The organism is Mesorhizobium silamurunense, from assembly GCF_014843825.1.
GTDB classification, from domain to species: domain Bacteria; phylum Pseudomonadota; class Alphaproteobacteria; order Rhizobiales; family Rhizobiaceae; genus Mesorhizobium; species Mesorhizobium silamurunense.
In genome coordinates this window covers 1-14,099 of the sequence record NZ_JHQR01000360.1, presented here as the reverse complement: position 1 = coordinate 14,099, position 14,099 = coordinate 1, and the positions used below count along the sequence as shown (strand labels likewise).

The following is a 14,099-nucleotide window of genomic DNA, read 5'->3' as shown; positions in this document are numbered from 1 at the left end:
GCGGCCAGCATCGGCATCGCTTTCGTGCGCGATCCCAGGACGACGGTGGCCGATGCGCTCGCCTGTGCCGACGACGCCTGCTACGCCGCCAAGGCCGGCGGGCGCGACCGCTTCGCCGTGTTCTCGGCCGAAACGGCTTCCGGAGCGGGCGGCCTCAATGCCGCGCGGCTCGCCGCCGATCTGGTCGATGCCATGGAGGACGGCAGGCTGAAGCTCTTCGGCCAGGAAATCCATCGCCTGGGCAGGCCCTGGGAAGACAGCCGCCATGTCGAGGTGCTGGCGCGGCTCCAAGCGCGCAGCGGCAGGCTGATTCCGCCTGGCGAGTTCATTCCGGTGGCCGAACGCTTCGGCCTAGCCGCTCGGCTCGACCGCTGGATCATCCGCAGGGCGCTATCGCGCCATGGCAAGGCGATGCTTTCGGGCGCTATCTCGCTCGGCGTCAACCTGTCAGCGCAGACGCTCTCCGATCCGCAGCTTTGGGATTTCGTCGACGCGGCCATAGCCGAGAGCGGCGCTCCGCCCGCCGGCATCGGCTTCGAGATCACCGAGACCGCCGCCGTCACCAATTTCGCCGCGGCGGAAGAATTCGTGCGCAAGGCCAGGCTGCGTCATTGCCGCGTCAGCCTCGACGACTTCGGCGCCGGCATGAGCTCATTCGAATATCTGCGGCGCTTTCCCATCGACGCCATCAAGATCGACGGCTCCTTCATCGAGCACATCGCCGACAGCCGCTTCGACCGCGAGATCGTCTCAGCGATCGCCGGCATCGCCCGCAGCATGGGGGCCGCGGTGGTGGCCGAGAAGATCGAGGAAGGCAGCGCGCTGGAGGTCCTCATGGGCATGGGAATCGGTCATGGCCAGGGCTATCTCCTGCACAGGCCGGAGCCGCTCGAGGTGGTCGTGGCGCGGGCGGTCGGTGGCGCGGCGCCGCTTGAAAGACGGCAAGCCCGAATGGGCGGTATCAAATAAGCAACCGCTAAAATTGCAGTCACTCGTTTAAGGGCGCCGTAATCCGGCGAGGCAATGATCCGCACCGGCAATAAGATCGGAGCGACGAGATGAAGAACCTTCCCTTGCTGGCGGCAACCGCAATCGGCCTGCTCGGCATCCTTGCAGCGCAGCCGTCCTTCGCGGGCTCGGACCATGGCGGCCAGGTGACCGCGGCGTTGCCGGACGACAATGACGACCAGGGCGCCACCGCCGGCAATGACGGCGACCACGATGTCGCCGAGAATGACGAGGCCGATCATGACAGCGACGGCGTCGAGTCGGGCTCGCATGAGGACGACCAGGGTGACGACGAGGATGGCGATCACCAGGGCGGCGATCACGACGGCGGCAGCCACGACGGGGGCGACGGCGGCCACGATGGCGGGGACGGCGGCGACGACTGACGATCGGCGCTGAAGCCGCTGAGCGGTGGCGCCTCAGGAAATTCTTAGGACTGTTCGGCTACTGCCTGCCGAACCGGCTTTTGCTTTGCTCAAGGCATGACGTCTTGGCTCGACTATCCGGCGCCCGTTCCATGACGGACGGGGTGCCGTTAAGGGCAGCAATGTCTTCACCTCCCGCGCTGAACAACGCCGCCCTTCCGATCCTGCAGCAGCCACGCCCGGCGTCGCCGCCGAGATCGGTTGCTGACAGTCTTGTCGCGAGCCTCAATCGCGGCGCCGGACCCGATGGTTCCGGCGCCGGCGCGCCCATGATGCAGGCGCAAGCCGAAATCTCTCGATCCACGTTCAGCGTCAACAGCCTCAACATCACGGCGACGAAAGTGCGGTTGATGGAGCGGGCAGGCAAGGAGTTTGGCATCGACCAGGGCGATTACGAATCCGTGACTTCCTACGGTTCGGCCGTCGGCAATGCCGTCGAGGCCTTGAAACGCCAGACTCCCGCCGCGATCGTCGAAATCGAAAGGCAGCTTGGCCTGGATCAGCTCGGCATTGCGCTCGATATGCTGGTCAATGCAATCGTCGATCCGCAAGGCAGCGACAGGCTGGACGCCGCGCTGGAGCAACACCTAGACGGCATCCCCAAGGATGTGGCCACCTCGCTTCAGTCGGACGAGATTGGGCTGTACGGCGGGTCTTCGTCATCCTAGGGCGAAGCAAGGAGCGAAGCGACGCGACGCGACGCAGACCCTAGGATCGAGGGCGTGCCCCTAGTCAAGCTTATGGAAATTTCCGCCGAGGATATCGCGGGCAAGTTCACGCACTCCCTCCTTCGATGATCCTGCTGCAGCCAATTGTTCGAGTTCGTCCCGCAGGCTATCGGCGAGGGACGGAGAGTAAGCAACGACACAGTTAAGTATCCAATAGATCCAGATGTCGTCGTTGCCGCGCAGGATTTCACGTAGATACGGGGCGAGAGGCCACCGATGCCGGCGATCACCGGCTGGAGTTCTTGAGCGACAGGCCAGTTCATGTCCTGCAGCCATTCGAGGAGTTGAGGCAGGATTGGTTCAATCGCAGGGTAGCCCAACTCTTTCAACGCGCCGACTCTGTCCGTGCCGAGCTTGTCGACGGGCACAAGCGCCAGGAGAGCCTGTTCGGACGATCTCATCCCCTCACCGTTAGCGAAAAACGCCATGGGCGCTTTTCGTGCCCTTGGCGTTTCTAGCAGCCGATAAGAGGAAAGGTCCATCAATGATGCGCGTGGCTCTCATTGCGCTTGCGCGTGGCCGCCGCCTTCTTGGCTGAAGCCGAGCGCTGCGCAGCCGGGCGTTCGCCGGAAGCCTTGCCGCCCATCCGGCCGCCCTTATGCGCCGCCGGATTGCCGGTGTGCTTGCCGCGGCCGGAGCCGCCTTCCTTCTTGCCGCCGGCATCGTCCTTGTTGACGGTCGCCCAGGCGCGCCGCTCGGCTTCCTTCTCGGACACGCCGCGCTTCTCATAGCCTTCGGCGATGTGGTCGGCCTTGCGTTCCTGCTTGTCGGTGTATTTCGATTTGTCTCCGCGTGGCATTTTTCTTCTCCTATTGCGCTGAGTGAAATCCTCAAGAACCCTTCTTCTTGGCGACGTCGCTGAGGTCGGACCGCTCCGGATCCTTGTTGTTCTCGCCAGCCGCGTCGCGGTTCTTGTCGGGATCATCCTTCGGCGGCAGATAGCCGGGAGGACGGTTTTTCTTCGGTCCCTCCCAGCGCGGCCATTGCTCGTTGTTCCGGGGCGTCCCGGGCGTGGTGCGTTGCTCATGCCTGTCTCACTTTCTAGAAGGCTCAGCCCTCGGCCTTCATGGTGCGTGCGATCCTCAGCAGCTTGTCGCGATCATGCCCGTGCTCGCGGATCAGTTCGCTCGCCTGCATGGGCGACAGGTCGGTGTTCTCCGCCAGGAACCGCACATCCGGATCGTCGCCGCCCTTGGTCGGCAACTTGCCCGAAGGCGGTGCGTCGGCAGCACCTGGTCGGTGCGGGATTTTGCTGTTCATCGCAGTCTCCTTTGCTGTCCTGCCGTCAACTCGCCGCTTCCGACTGCTTGCGGCGCGCCTCCTTCTTGCGGCGCAGCGCCTCGTCGGTTCCGACGATGTCCTTCGCGCCGCCGCTGATGGCCGTCGAGACGACCGCGGGCGGATCGCTGGCTGGGAAACTGTCCACCAGGCCGGACTGCAGCTGCTCTTCCAGCGTCTCCGGGTTCTCGGAGCGCCCCGCCGTGCGGCGTTCGTCGATCTCTTCCAGGTCGTACTTGGCGTCGGGATGTTCACGCACATTGCGCAGCGTCGACACCACAAGCTCGATCGCGAACTCCTTCATCGCCTCGCCGTCCGGCGCGGCGACGACGGTTTCCTCGATGAGGCGCAAGAGCATCGATCTTGTCCAGCTCCTTCATACCCTGGCAGCGCGCCAGCCTTTGGGTCAGCGAATGGATCAGCAGCGGAGCGAAAGTCGAATACGCATGCATGCGCGTCTCGTCGACGCGATCGGGGTGAAGTGTGTGCACGGACATCGGTGCCTCCGTTGAAACGTCCCAGACCGGGCGGCGGCGAGCCGCGGCGTGTTTCTGAGGAACCGAGGGGAGGGGAAGAAGTTCCAATCACGGGAGAGCGCCGTACCCGGAGGCCGCGTCCGCGACCCGATAGCGCCGTCCAGCGCTTAATGAGGGGCCACGGTCCGAACCGTTCCTGCGACTGAAGTCCGAGCAGCCCGCGCATTGGACCGGCGGCGGCAACCAAAGCGGAAGCTTCGAGTTGGTGAGCGGTCGTCGATGGACCCCCTCCGTCGGCGGCATTTTGGGTGTCCGCCATTCCGCGCAACGGCGGGCACCCAAGACCGTCGGAACCCGAAAGCCAAACCATCGGAATAAGGAAGCCGCGTTGCCGGTTTCGAAAGCGAGACGACGTTTTGACCTCTTTTTCTGCCAAGCCCAAGCAGCGAAACGCTGAAAGCCACCCTGCGAACGACAATCACCTCTCCGCTCTCGCCGACACCTCGATCCTCGAATTCATCATTGATGATGACGACGTCGCCGACATCGCCAGGCGCGCCGAACGCCTGGGCAATGGCGTGGTGATCGTGATGGCGCTCTGCCTGATCGTTGCGCCGGCGATCTATCTCACCTTGGCCTACGGCCTGTAGCAGGCAGCAGAAAATCGCCGAGCCTGGCGGCGGTCTCGGCCGGCGCCTCCTCGGGAAAGAAATGCCCGCCGGGCATCGGCCCGCCGCTGACATTGTCGGCCCACTCCCGCCACAGCGCCAGCGGTCCGCCTTCTCGTGCGTACCATTCGGCGAGCGCGCCATGTCCGCTCCATAGCACTAGCACCGGGCAGCCGATGCGCCGGCCGGCTGCCTGGTCCGCATGGTCGTGCTCGCGGTCGAGCGTCGCTGCCGCACGGTATTCCTCGCAGATGGCGTGGACATGGGCCGGATCGCGCAAGGCTTCCATGTAAGCCTGCCGCACCTCGGCGGGAAAGGCGGCGGGCGAGGAGCCCCAACCTCCCAGCGCATTGTCGACGATCGCCTCCGCGGCTGCGGCCATGATCGTCTCCGGCAGCGGCTCGGGTTGCGCCAGCAGCGACCAGGGCCAATAGCCCAGCGCCAGCCGGGCGTCGGCCCGGTCCCAGGCATCGGCGGTGGGTATGATGTCGAGCACGGCAAGCTTCTCGATGCGGTCGGGATGGTCCAGCGCCAAGCGATAGGCCACGCGCCCGCCGCGATCGTGGCCGGCAACCATGAAGCGGGAAAAGCCGAGCTTCGTCATCAGCGCCGCGAGGTCGGCGGCCATGGCGCGCTTTGCGTAAGGCGCATGGTCCGGATAGGATGGCGGACAGGAGCTTTTCCCGTAGCCGCGCAGGTCGGCGCAGACGACGCTGAATCGGTTGGCGAGCTTCAGCGCCACGTCGCGCCACATCAGATGCGTTTCCGGAAAGCCATGCAGCAGGAGCAGCCCCGGGCCGCTGCCGGCCGCCCGAATGAATATCTGTGCCTCGCCCGTATCGATGTGCGCGCTTTCGAAATCGTCGAACATGCCTGGCCTCCCGCAGGCGGAACGGCGGACGGCGGGGGATGGTTGCCGCGGCTGCGGGCCGAAAAGGGTTTTCTCGGATGGCGCCTTCCGATGTTCTGCTCCAGGTGGACTCGAGTGTGAGGGAAGCCTTGAATATCGGGTCTCTCTTGCCGTTCCGCACCTTGACGGTGAGAAGCGGTCCATCGAGAGCATCTCCGGCAACTTAGACGTTCAATCCGCGCGCGCGATCATAGTTCCCACGGGCTGGTGGGCAGGGTGAATTTGCTTGCCGGCGCCTCGTTGCGCCTGTCCACTGCAACCGGCCCGGCTCTCCAACGTTAGGTATTGCGAATGCACAACAGGGCGGGCCGGATGCTGGAATCGCTTTATCTCAACCTGGGTCAGCACGATGCTCTCTCCAAAAACGAGAAGGCGTTGCTGGCCGACGCCATGTCGGTCGAGAAGTATTTCGTCACCGGCGAGGATATCGTCGTGGAAGGATCGAGGCCGACCGTCAGCACGCTGATCGTCGACGGGCTCGCCGCACGCTACAAAGTGCTTGAGGATGGCGGGCGGCAGTTCACCTCGCTGCAGGTGGCTGGCGATTTCGTCGACCTCCATGCCTTTCTCCTGAAGACCATGGACCATGGCATCATGGCGCTCTCGCCCTGCCATGTCGTCGTGGCCGAGCACAGCAAGCTGCGCGCGATAACCGAGCAGGCGCCGCATCTCACCAGGCTGTTGTGGCTGGACACGCTTGTCGACGGCGCCATCCACCGCGAATGGATCGTGGCCATGGGGCGCCGTTCCAAGACCTCGCATCTGGCCCATCTCATCTGCGAGTTGTTCGTCAGGCTTCAGGTCGTGAAGAAGACACAGGACATGAGTTTCCATCTGCCGCTGTCGCAAGCCGAGCTCGCCGATGTGCTCGGCCTCTCGGTCGTGCACATGAACAGGGTCATCGGCACGCTGCGGCGCATGAACGTGATCAACTGGGTGAACCACACGATCACGATCCTCGACTGGCCGCGTCTCGTCGGGATCGCGGAATTCGACCCGACCTATCTCAGCATGAGCAACGAGCCGAGATGAGGGCCTGCTTCAGGCTGGCGGCTTCTTGCGGTCGCGCGACCAAAGCTGGTCGAGCATGGTGAGCGCGGCGCTGGGATCGGCCGGTTTCAACAGACCTTGCCGGGCCGCGGCCTTTTTGAACGCAGCGAAGGCTACAGCCGGACGGCAAATGCCTGCCATGGCGTTGTCCACCAGCCGCGCCGCCGCGAGATAGTCCGGCGCCTCTTTGTCCTTCCATGCCCCGTTCAGCGCCTTCTTCGCGTCAGCGATCGTGGAAACCACCATCGAGCCGCCATTGGCGAAGCGGATGGTGAGCGGCAGGAACCGGCTCATTGCCCGTCACCATCCGAACCATTCATGCGCGCGCCAGGCGAGGCCGGCGAACGGCGCCGCGGTCAGCACCGCCGCCGCCAGGATAAAAAGGGGATTGTCTGTCCGAAGGAATTTCATGTTGCCTCCACGAGGGTCGGGATCGCCATAAACGAAGATGCCGCCGGCCGGTTGCATTGATCGGCCAGGGCAGGCGCAGGGCGGGCTACATATTGCTTGCTGGCCGGATCGGCGGCGCCGGACGATGCGGTGGGCGCGGCCGCGGCCTTAACGGCACGTCGGCGAGCGAGGCCCGTATCGGCCTGAAAGGGCCGGTTGGCGCGGCACGCTGGCGCAGAAATGCGGCCGATAGCTTGCCGATCAGATTTCGAAAGTCCACGGAACTCACCTCCTGGAGAGTCCCCCCAACTCGCAACCGCATAGCACCTGTGACGACCGTCGGCATTTAACTTTGATGTACTGGGCGCCATGCTGCTTCATGGCGGCCGACCCGAGGAAAGCCAACCTTTTCCACCGGCGTGCGTTGTCTATTGGAAGGTGATGACGAATGTGGAAGGAGATGACGAATGCCGACCGGCGCCCGATCGAAAACCGATAGCTCGAAGACGGTGAGCCGGCAGCGGAGCGTGCAGCGCCAGGCCGACGCCACCGACCGCGCCAGGTCGAACGGCAAATCCGGATCGCAAGGCGCCATGCAGGCGGGCGCTAGGCAATATCCGGTGCCGCCCTTCCCGAAGCGGCACCATCCGAAACCCGGCGAGGAATGGGCGATCGAGCCGGCGCCGCTCTATGACGCGCCGTTCTGGCAGGGCTCGGGCAAGCTGGCCGGCAAGGTGGCGCTGATCACCGGTGGCGATTCCGGCATCGGCCGCGCTGTCGCCGTGCTCTTCGGGCGCGAAGGTGCTGACGTCGCAATCGTCTACCTCAGTGAGGATCGCGACGCCAAGGCGACGAAAGCGGCGGTCGAGGCGGAAGGCAGGCGCTGCGTCACGCTTCGCGGCGACGTCGCCAGGCGGGCCTTCTGCCGCAAGGCGGTCGAGCAGACGGTTAAGAAGCTCGGCCGCCTCGACGTGCTGGTCAACAACGCCGCCTTCCAGGTGCATTCAGCCGATTTCGCCGACCTCACGGAGCAGCATTTCGACACTACGCTGAAGACCAATCTCTATGGCTATTTCCACATGGCGCAGGAAGCCATGCCGCACATGAAGCCAGGCTCGGCGATCATCAACACCGGCTCCGTCACCGGCATCGAGGGTTCGAAGGAACTGGTCGACTATTCGATGACCAAGGGCGGCATCCACGCCTTCACCCGGGCGCTTTCCGGCAACCTCATCGGCAAAGGGATTCGCGTCAATGCGGTGGCGCCCGGTCCGGTGTGGACGCCGCTCAACCCGTCGGAGAAGAAGGCCGAGGACGTTGCCCAATTCGGCGCCAAAACGCCGATGAAGCGGCCCGCCCAGCCGGAGGAGATCGCCCCGGCCTATGTGTTTTTGGCCTCGCCGCAGTGCTCGAGCTACATCACCGGCGAGATCCTGCCGATCATCGGGGGTTACTGAACCCAGGAGGATCCAATGAAGAAAGCACTTCTTGGCTTCGCCCCACTTCTTGGCTTCGCCATTGTCCTGATGTCGGGCCCGATGTTGGGAATGACTGCCGCGGCCCAGACCCAGCCGCAGAATCCGAAGATCGAGGACTGCCAGGTCAAGCCGGACGACAATGCGACGCCGAAGCAGAACGGCGAGCAGCCGAAAGCCCAGGCCGATGATCAGTCCAACAACCTTTCCGCCAGCCTGGCGCCTTGCGGCGGTGTGCTGAAGCCTCCGCCCACCGGCGACAAGAACGCCACCGTGCCGCCGTCCAACACCAGCCAGATGCCAGTGATCAAGCCGGGCGAAGTCCCGCCGCAGACGCCGAAGTAGAAAATCGGCCTCGCGTGAAACCTTTCCAATCCGCGCGAGTTGACGAGGTGTAGTCCCCGGGACACCGAGCTACTCCCACGACTGTCGCCCCGGCTTCTCCCCGCCGGGGCGGGTTTTTGTGATCCCTGGGCGTGGAACGAACGCTCCCAGCTTTGTCTCCAATCAGTGTCGAAGTCTTCCGGTTCGGCCCCCACGGAACAATCGGGCTCGCGCCGAATTGACCTCAGCGGGCCGCGTTAGCCGGACCTGGTGGTAAAGAGAACAGGGTTTGGTTTCTCCGGCTTCACACCCTGGCCAACGAAATGGCAGTCGAGCTCTTGTCCCACCCGGCCCGCCTAATTCGGGCGACCGCGCATGGCAGAACGTCCACTATCCGAACCTGCATCTCCCGTTGGAAATAGACGGTGAGAACATGCCGCGCTGGTTCCGGGAAGCCTGGGTTCTGCTGAAAGAGGGCGTCACCGGTTATCTCGACGACAATGCGCTGAGCCATGGCGCGGCGATGGCCTTCTACGCCGCGACCTCGCTGGCGCCGATCGTTCTGATCGTCTTGGCGATCGCGGGTATCGTCATCGGCAACGACGCCGCGCAGCTCGCGCTTTCGGCAGAATTCGCGGGCGTGATGGGCCCGCAGAGCGCCGACCTCCTCAAGGCAACGATCGAGACCGCCTCGCATCGCGGGTCGAGCACGCTGGCCGCCATTATCGGGCTAGTCACTCTCCTCGTCACCGCCTCCGGCGTCTTCGGCGAGATGCAGCAGTCGCTGAATGAGATCTGGAAGGTCAGGCCCAATGGCATTTCGCTTTCGCGCCTTGTGCGGGCGCGGGCGGCGAGCCTCGGTCTGGTGGCCGCGCTCGGCTTTCTGCTTCTGGTGTCGCTCGCGGCAAGCACGGCGATCTCGGCGCTGGGCGAATACATCAACCAGCACGTGCCTTTCGGCGAGCTGACCGTGAGCGCGATCAATACCGTCGTCTCCTTCGTGCTGATCGCGCTGCTCTTCGCCGCGATCTACAAAGTCCTGCCGGACCGCAGGCTCAAATGGCGCGACGTCGGCGTCGGCTCTATCGTCACCGCGCTGCTGTTCACCATCGGCAAGTCGCTGATCGGCTGGTACATCGGCACCAGCGCCATCGCGACTTCCTATGGCGCCGCCGGCGCGCTGATGGTGGTGCTGGTCTGGGTCTACTACTCGGCCCAGATCTTCCTCTTCGGCGCCGAGATCACCCGCGCTTATTCGGTGCGGCGCGGCAGCCGGCAGGATCTCGCGCCGGTGATGGCCGCCAACACCGGGAAAGGACGGGAGCAGCCGGAAGCGGCCGTCAGGTCCACGGTCGCCGAGAGCGTCCCGGCGGCGGACGTTGCGGCGCGGCGAGCCGCAACATCGGCCGGCGAAGTCGGGATCTGGATCGTCATCAGCAGCTTGATCACGCTGCTTATCACGCAGGTCCGGCGCCGCAGACCTTAAGTCTCTGCTCCGTGCCGCGAACCAAGAAGGCGGGCGACGCGCCCGAATTCCGTTCGCCGCGAGACCGACCCTAGCGCTCCTCCTGACGCTTTTCGATTTCGTAGGAGAGCCAGCGGCAGAACATGCCGACGATCGATGTCGCGGCGCCGCCGAGCAGGCAGGCAATCAGCACCGGGCTTTGGGATGCGCTCGACCAACTGACGGCGGCCAGCAAGGCCACGCTGACCGTCGAGACAAGATAACCTATGCCCTTGAGCAGATGCAGCGCCGGTCTGGTCATCCTAACCCCCTTTGCAGATGGAACAATTAGCCTCGACTGAAGTTCCATCTCCGCAGTGTCCCTCCAAGGTAGCTGCCGGCCGGCGGATACGTCCGGTCGGGCCTGCGCTTTGCAAAAGGCGCAGGCCTTGGCGCCGCGGAGTGACAGGGTTTCATGCATCGACCGCTTTATTTCCTTGCCGGGTTTTTTTCCAAACCGCCGGGGTTTTATGTCCTGCTGACGGCTGCGCTGACTTGTGCCGTCGTCGCCAGCGCCTCTCTCGGCACCTACATCGTCTCGATCTCGGCATTGGCGCTCACCGGCGTCGTGCTGATCCAGAACGCGCGCGACACGGCCGCCATGCAGGCCAAGCTCAACGAGATCATCGTTGCGCTGGAGGCTGCTCGTAATGAGGTCGTCGGCCTCGAGCATGAATCGCCGGAGGCCATAAACGAGGAGCGGGAAAATATCGAAACGCGTGCCGCCGCTGTCGCGGGCGTGCGCGCTTCCGGGCCTGCGTCCGGGAGCAGGCGGAATGCGCAAACGCCATCCGCAATTCGGTGAACACCCCTAGGCGTCGGCCATCCGTTTTTTCTTGGCTTCCGCGCAGCGGGCGCGGAACTCTTCCACCTCGGCCTCGGTGAGATGCTCGATGCCGATGAAGTCGTTCTTGGCGTGGCCTGCGCGGATCAACTCGTCGAGTTTTGCCTGGATGGCGGCCCCGTCGCGGTTTTGCGTGTTCTGGATCAGGAACACCATCAGGAAGGTGATGATCGTGGTGCCAGTGTTGATGACGAGCTGCCACGTTTCCGAGTAGTGGAAGACCGGCCCGGTCGCCGCCCAGAGAACGACGGACGCCAGGCAAAGGGCAAAAGCCCACGGCCTGCCGGTGGCGTGCGCGACGGCCTCCGCCATTCGATTGAATGTCTTTTCCATATGCCGATCTGAGCGGTGTTACGAGCCCCGGTGAAATATCGCCAGGGCTCGAGGAAGGAGGGGATTGAGGGAAGCTCCTACCTTCCGCTACGCCGCCTCGGCAGCGACGTTGACGGCGGATTCGGCAAGTTCGGTGAGCGCGGCGTCGGTCTCCTTCTCCTCGCCGAGGGTCTTGTCGAGTAGGTTGACCGCCTCGGTAAGCCCGAGTTCAGAGGCCCAGGTCCTGAGCGTGCCATAGCGCGAGATCTCGTAGTGCTCGACCGCCTGGGCCGCCGCCAGCAGGCCGGCGTCGAGGGAGGGCGAGCCCTTGTATTCCTCCATGATCTCGGCACCCTCCTCGGTGATGCCCATGATCGCGGCGCAGGTCTTGCCGACCGGCTTCTTGTCGATCACCTCGAACACTTCCTCGAGCCGCGCGACATGTTCCTCGGTCTGGTCGCGATGCTTTTCGAAAGCAGCCTTCAGGTCGTCGCTTTGCGCCGCCTTGGCCATCTTGGGAAGCGTCGCGAGAATCTTCTTCTCGGCGAAATAGATGTCCTTCAGCGTGTCGTGGAAAAGTTCGTTCAGGCCTTTCTTCGAGGCTGATTTGGTCGTTGCCATACCTTGGATCTCCTGATGGGTTGGTCAGCCTCAACTCGGCCTGAAACGACTTGTTCCAGAAAGAATTTCAGCGATGACAAAGCCGAAAACGATCATTTGTTATTGACATCGTTTTTGGCGCTCGGTGCGGGCTGAGGATGTGAGATCAGCGCTCACATAGCCAGAGTTGCTGGCGCTTGGGGAAAGCGTGGCCGGCCTTGCAAGCCATTGAAACCTTATGGAGTCGAATGCGTTGCCTCACGTATCGATCGATCGCGGGAGGAAACCATCACGATGTTGAAGACAGGCCCAGGTTGGGAGCAGGCCTATGAACCGCTCGAATTCGCCCAAAAGCACGGCCTGACGCTGAAGCAGGCCGAGATCGTCATCCATACCAATGGACCGTCCAAGCATAAATGCGATCTGGCAGCGCCGATCTTTCTCAAGGCGTTGAAGGAACTCGCGAAGAATCGCGAAAATCGGTCGCCGGCGCGCGGCCGGCTCAGCGCCGATCTTTGAGGAACCGCGCCTCGCGCAGCAGCGAAGGCCAGTCGGTTCCGATCAGCCTGATCAACTCGCGAGCCTCGTCCTCCGAGATGTCCGCATCCTTCGCCAGCCGGTGCGCGAGCAGCTAAACATCGGCGTCCTTCTGCGAGACTGCCTTCCGATTGAGAAGCGGGTCGAGCGACCATAGTCGCGGCCGGGGGCACCGGGTAATGGTGACCGAGGGCCTAGGCGCGCAGATGAATGTATTCTGTCGGGAGCGATGAGCGCCTCATCCAAGCGCTGGCGAGGGCTAGCGCTTCCGCTTTCCGCTGTCCGGAACCTTGGACCCCGATGCCTCATGCGCCTCGCGCATGATCCGCAGCGCTTCTTCGGGGGTAAGACCGCACTTGCGGGCAAAATAAACTGCCTCGGTAGCCTCCGACCGGGAGGCTGTCGCTATGGCCGACAGGGCCGGTCTCGATTTCTTCTTGGCCATCGATTCACCGTGCCATGAATCATTTAGTCAGCTAATATAGCACCATTGTTCACAAATCCAAATTTCGGGCTTTTCGCGCTGCGGGCAAAGCAATGTTCGTATCGGCATCAATATGTCGATTGCGAGCTGGAAAAGGGGTTGTGTCGTACCACACAGTCCCTCTTCGTCGACGGTGGAAACCGTCTACCAACCCTGCCGGCGCGCCCAGTCGTCGATCTCACGGCGGACGCGATCCTTCTCGATGCCGTAGCGCTCCTGGATCTTGCCTTCGAGCTGGTCGCGCTTGCCGGCGATACGGTCGAGGTCGTCGTCTGTGAGCTTGCCCCACTGTTCCTTGACCTTGCCCTTCACTTGCTTCCAATTCCCTTCAATGCGGTTCCAATCCATGGTGTGATCTCCTTCGTTTTTGCACAACGAGCTAACGGCGGCACTGCCCGGAGGTTCCTGTTTCCGGCCGACGCTGGAAACGCGACATGGCGAGGGAACATTTAGACGCTATTGATGTTTTTCTTCACGGCGCGCAGTCCCCACACCCCAGCGAAAGGCGCGCTGATGGACTGGGTATCCAGAGCCCGATCCAGCCCGCCTCGGATATCCACGCCGGGGCGGGCTTCCAAAATTTGAGAGATCGAGAGAGATCATGCTTTACCAGGCGGCGAAGATCGCTGAGGAGGCCCATCGCGGCCAGAAAGACAAGACCGGTCGCCCCTATGTCGAACATCTGAGACGCGTCGCCGACGCGGTCGAAACGCTGGATCAGAAAACCGTCGCCTACCTGCATGACGTGGTCGAGAAAGGCGAGGGGTGGACGCTCGATCGGCTCGAGGCGGCTGGCTTCGGCTTTGCGGTCGTCGCGGCCGTCGACGCACTGACGAGAAGAATGGACGAAAGCGAGCAGGACTTCATCTGCCGTGCGGCGTCCAACGAACTCGCGCTGCCGGTCAAGGAGGCGGACCTCAAGGATAATCTTTGGCAGGCGCACCAGGCAGGCGTTTCGCCGGCGAAATACGAGATCGGGCTCTACTTGCTCGATGGATTGAAAGCCGACGCATAGGCGTCGCGTCCGGGACATCCGCTGCGCGGCCAACGGCCTCGATAAGTAACCGGGGCAAAACCGGTGGCGGC

Annotated in this window: 21 protein-coding genes and 2 pseudogenes; 11 read left to right on the top strand and 12 right to left on the bottom strand. The window is 63.5% G+C overall.

The annotated features are described in order from the left end of the window. The 3 genes from DH10_RS33065 to DH10_RS33055 form a co-directional block, all read left to right on the top strand. The coding region (locus DH10_RS33065; protein ID WP_192385801.1) for an EAL domain-containing protein at nt 1-969 on the top strand (969 nt) is incomplete at its 5' end. 89 nt (nt 970-1,058) lie between these two features. After that, nucleotides 1,059-1,394 carry a hypothetical protein gene (locus DH10_RS33060; protein WP_192257824.1) on the top strand — a complete coding sequence of 112 codons (336 nt, stop codon included), beginning with the start codon at nt 1,059-1,061 and terminating at the stop codon, nt 1,392-1,394. A 131-nt stretch (nt 1,395-1,525) separates the two neighbouring features. Then, a complete protein-coding gene (locus DH10_RS33055; RefSeq protein WP_192257822.1) occupies nt 1,526-2,101 on the top strand; it encodes a hypothetical protein in 576 nt (191 codons plus the stop codon). A 60-nt stretch (nt 2,102-2,161) separates the two neighbouring features. On the opposite strand, the gene DH10_RS38385 is transcribed toward DH10_RS33055, so the two are convergent. The 6 genes and pseudogenes from DH10_RS38385 to DH10_RS33030 all read right to left on the bottom strand — a co-directional run bounded on the left by DH10_RS38385 (nt 2,162) and on the right by DH10_RS33030 (nt 3,797). Next, nucleotides 2,162-2,437, bottom strand: coding sequence for a DUF5071 domain-containing protein (locus DH10_RS38385; RefSeq protein ID WP_192257857.1), 276 nt, complete (start codon nt 2,435-2,437; stop codon nt 2,162-2,164). Further along, nucleotides 2,395-2,562, bottom strand: a pseudogene (locus tag DH10_RS38380) (DUF5071 domain-containing protein); the annotation flags it as partial. The pseudogene DH10_RS38380 and the gene DH10_RS38385, both read right to left, overlap by 43 nt. Nucleotides 2,563-2,642: 80 nt before the next feature. Further along, on the bottom strand, nt 2,643-2,960 hold the full coding sequence (locus DH10_RS33040) for a plasmid stabilization protein (protein WP_192257820.1): 318 nt from the start codon (nt 2,958-2,960) through the stop codon (nt 2,643-2,645). Between the two features lie 31 nt (nt 2,961-2,991). After that, nucleotides 2,992-3,177: pseudogene (locus DH10_RS38375) on the bottom strand (hypothetical protein); the annotation flags it as partial. Nucleotides 3,178-3,211: 34 nt separating this feature from the next. Continuing rightward, on the bottom strand, nt 3,212-3,421 hold the full coding sequence (locus DH10_RS33035) for a hypothetical protein (protein WP_192257863.1): 210 nt from the start codon (nt 3,419-3,421) through the stop codon (nt 3,212-3,214). 25 nt (nt 3,422-3,446) lie between these two features. Then, nucleotides 3,447-3,797, bottom strand: a complete 351-nt coding sequence (locus DH10_RS33030; protein WP_192385800.1) for a hypothetical protein — start codon at nt 3,795-3,797, stop codon at nt 3,447-3,449. A gap of 534 nt (nt 3,798-4,331) precedes the next feature. On the opposite strand from DH10_RS33030, the gene DH10_RS33025 reads away from it, so the two are divergent. Further along, on the top strand, nt 4,332-4,565 hold the full coding sequence (locus DH10_RS33025; RefSeq protein ID WP_192257816.1) for a hypothetical protein: 234 nt from the start codon (nt 4,332-4,334) through the stop codon (nt 4,563-4,565). Here the strand turns inward: DH10_RS33025 and DH10_RS33020 are convergent. Continuing rightward, complete coding sequence (locus DH10_RS33020) at nt 4,543-5,454, bottom strand: alpha/beta fold hydrolase (protein ID WP_192257814.1); 912 nt, start codon at nt 5,452-5,454, stop codon at nt 4,543-4,545. The two genes, DH10_RS33025 and DH10_RS33020, sit on opposite strands and share 23 nt — an antisense overlap. Nucleotides 5,455-5,805: 351 nt before the next feature. Here DH10_RS33020 and DH10_RS33015 point away from each other — a divergent pair, with 351 nt between their 5' ends. Next, on the top strand, nt 5,806-6,525 hold the full coding sequence (locus DH10_RS33015; RefSeq protein WP_192257812.1) for a Crp/Fnr family transcriptional regulator: 720 nt from the start codon (nt 5,806-5,808) through the stop codon (nt 6,523-6,525). 9 nt (nt 6,526-6,534) lie between these two features. Here the strand turns inward: DH10_RS33015 and DH10_RS33010 are convergent, their stop codons facing one another. Then, on the bottom strand, nt 6,535-6,837 hold the full coding sequence (locus tag DH10_RS33010) for a DUF982 domain-containing protein (protein ID WP_192257810.1): 303 nt from the start codon (nt 6,835-6,837) through the stop codon (nt 6,535-6,537). 563 nt (nt 6,838-7,400) lie between these two features. Between DH10_RS33010 and DH10_RS33005 the strand changes: the two genes are divergently transcribed. From DH10_RS33005 to DH10_RS32995, 3 genes are all read left to right on the top strand, one after another. Then, a complete protein-coding gene (locus DH10_RS33005) occupies nt 7,401-8,390 on the top strand; it encodes an SDR family oxidoreductase (protein ID WP_192257808.1) in 990 nt (329 codons plus the stop codon). 15 nt (nt 8,391-8,405) lie between these two features. After that, nucleotides 8,406-8,753, top strand: coding sequence for a hypothetical protein (locus DH10_RS33000; protein ID WP_246506711.1), 348 nt, complete (start codon nt 8,406-8,408; stop codon nt 8,751-8,753). A gap of 412 nt (nt 8,754-9,165) precedes the next feature. After that, nucleotides 9,166-10,218, top strand: coding sequence for a YihY/virulence factor BrkB family protein (locus DH10_RS32995; protein ID WP_192257806.1), 1,053 nt, complete (start codon nt 9,166-9,168; stop codon nt 10,216-10,218). A 70-nt stretch (nt 10,219-10,288) separates the two neighbouring features. Here the strand turns inward: DH10_RS32995 and DH10_RS32990 are convergent, their stop codons facing one another. Next, nucleotides 10,289-10,498 carry a hypothetical protein gene (locus DH10_RS32990; RefSeq protein WP_192257803.1) on the bottom strand — a complete coding sequence of 70 codons (210 nt, stop codon included), beginning with the start codon at nt 10,496-10,498 and terminating at the stop codon, nt 10,289-10,291. A gap of 153 nt (nt 10,499-10,651) precedes the next feature. Between DH10_RS32990 and DH10_RS32985 the strand changes: the two genes are divergently transcribed. Continuing rightward, the gene (locus DH10_RS32985) at nt 10,652-11,041 is read left to right on the top strand and encodes a low affinity iron permease family protein (protein ID WP_192257801.1); all 390 of its coding nucleotides are present in this window, start codon (nt 10,652-10,654) and stop codon (nt 11,039-11,041) included. A gap of 6 nt (nt 11,042-11,047) precedes the next feature. Here the strand turns inward: DH10_RS32985 and DH10_RS32980 are convergent, their stop codons facing one another. After that, the gene (locus DH10_RS32980) at nt 11,048-11,392 is read right to left on the bottom strand and encodes a low affinity iron permease family protein (RefSeq protein WP_312891358.1); all 345 of its coding nucleotides are present in this window, start codon (nt 11,390-11,392) and stop codon (nt 11,048-11,050) included. Between the two features lie 108 nt (nt 11,393-11,500). After that, on the bottom strand, nt 11,501-12,013 hold the full coding sequence (locus DH10_RS32975; protein WP_192257797.1) for a YciE/YciF ferroxidase family protein: 513 nt from the start codon (nt 12,011-12,013) through the stop codon (nt 11,501-11,503). 273 nt (nt 12,014-12,286) lie between these two features. On the opposite strand from DH10_RS32975, the gene DH10_RS32970 reads away from it, so the two are divergent. Then, nucleotides 12,287-12,511: a hypothetical protein gene (locus tag DH10_RS32970; RefSeq protein ID WP_192257795.1), complete on the top strand. Its 225-nt coding sequence runs from the start codon at nt 12,287-12,289 to the stop codon at nt 12,509-12,511. Between the two features lie 646 nt (nt 12,512-13,157). Here the strand turns inward: DH10_RS32970 and DH10_RS32965 are convergent. Then, nucleotides 13,158-13,361 (bottom strand): CsbD family protein, encoded by a 204-nt coding sequence (locus DH10_RS32965; protein WP_192257793.1) that lies wholly within the window; start codon nt 13,359-13,361, stop codon nt 13,158-13,160. Nucleotides 13,362-13,614: 253 nt separating this feature from the next. Here DH10_RS32965 and DH10_RS32960 point away from each other — a divergent pair, with 253 nt between their 5' ends. After that, nucleotides 13,615-14,028: an HD domain-containing protein gene (locus DH10_RS32960; protein ID WP_192257791.1), complete on the top strand. Its 414-nt coding sequence runs from the start codon at nt 13,615-13,617 to the stop codon at nt 14,026-14,028. Nucleotides 14,029-14,099 lie beyond the last annotated feature (71 nt).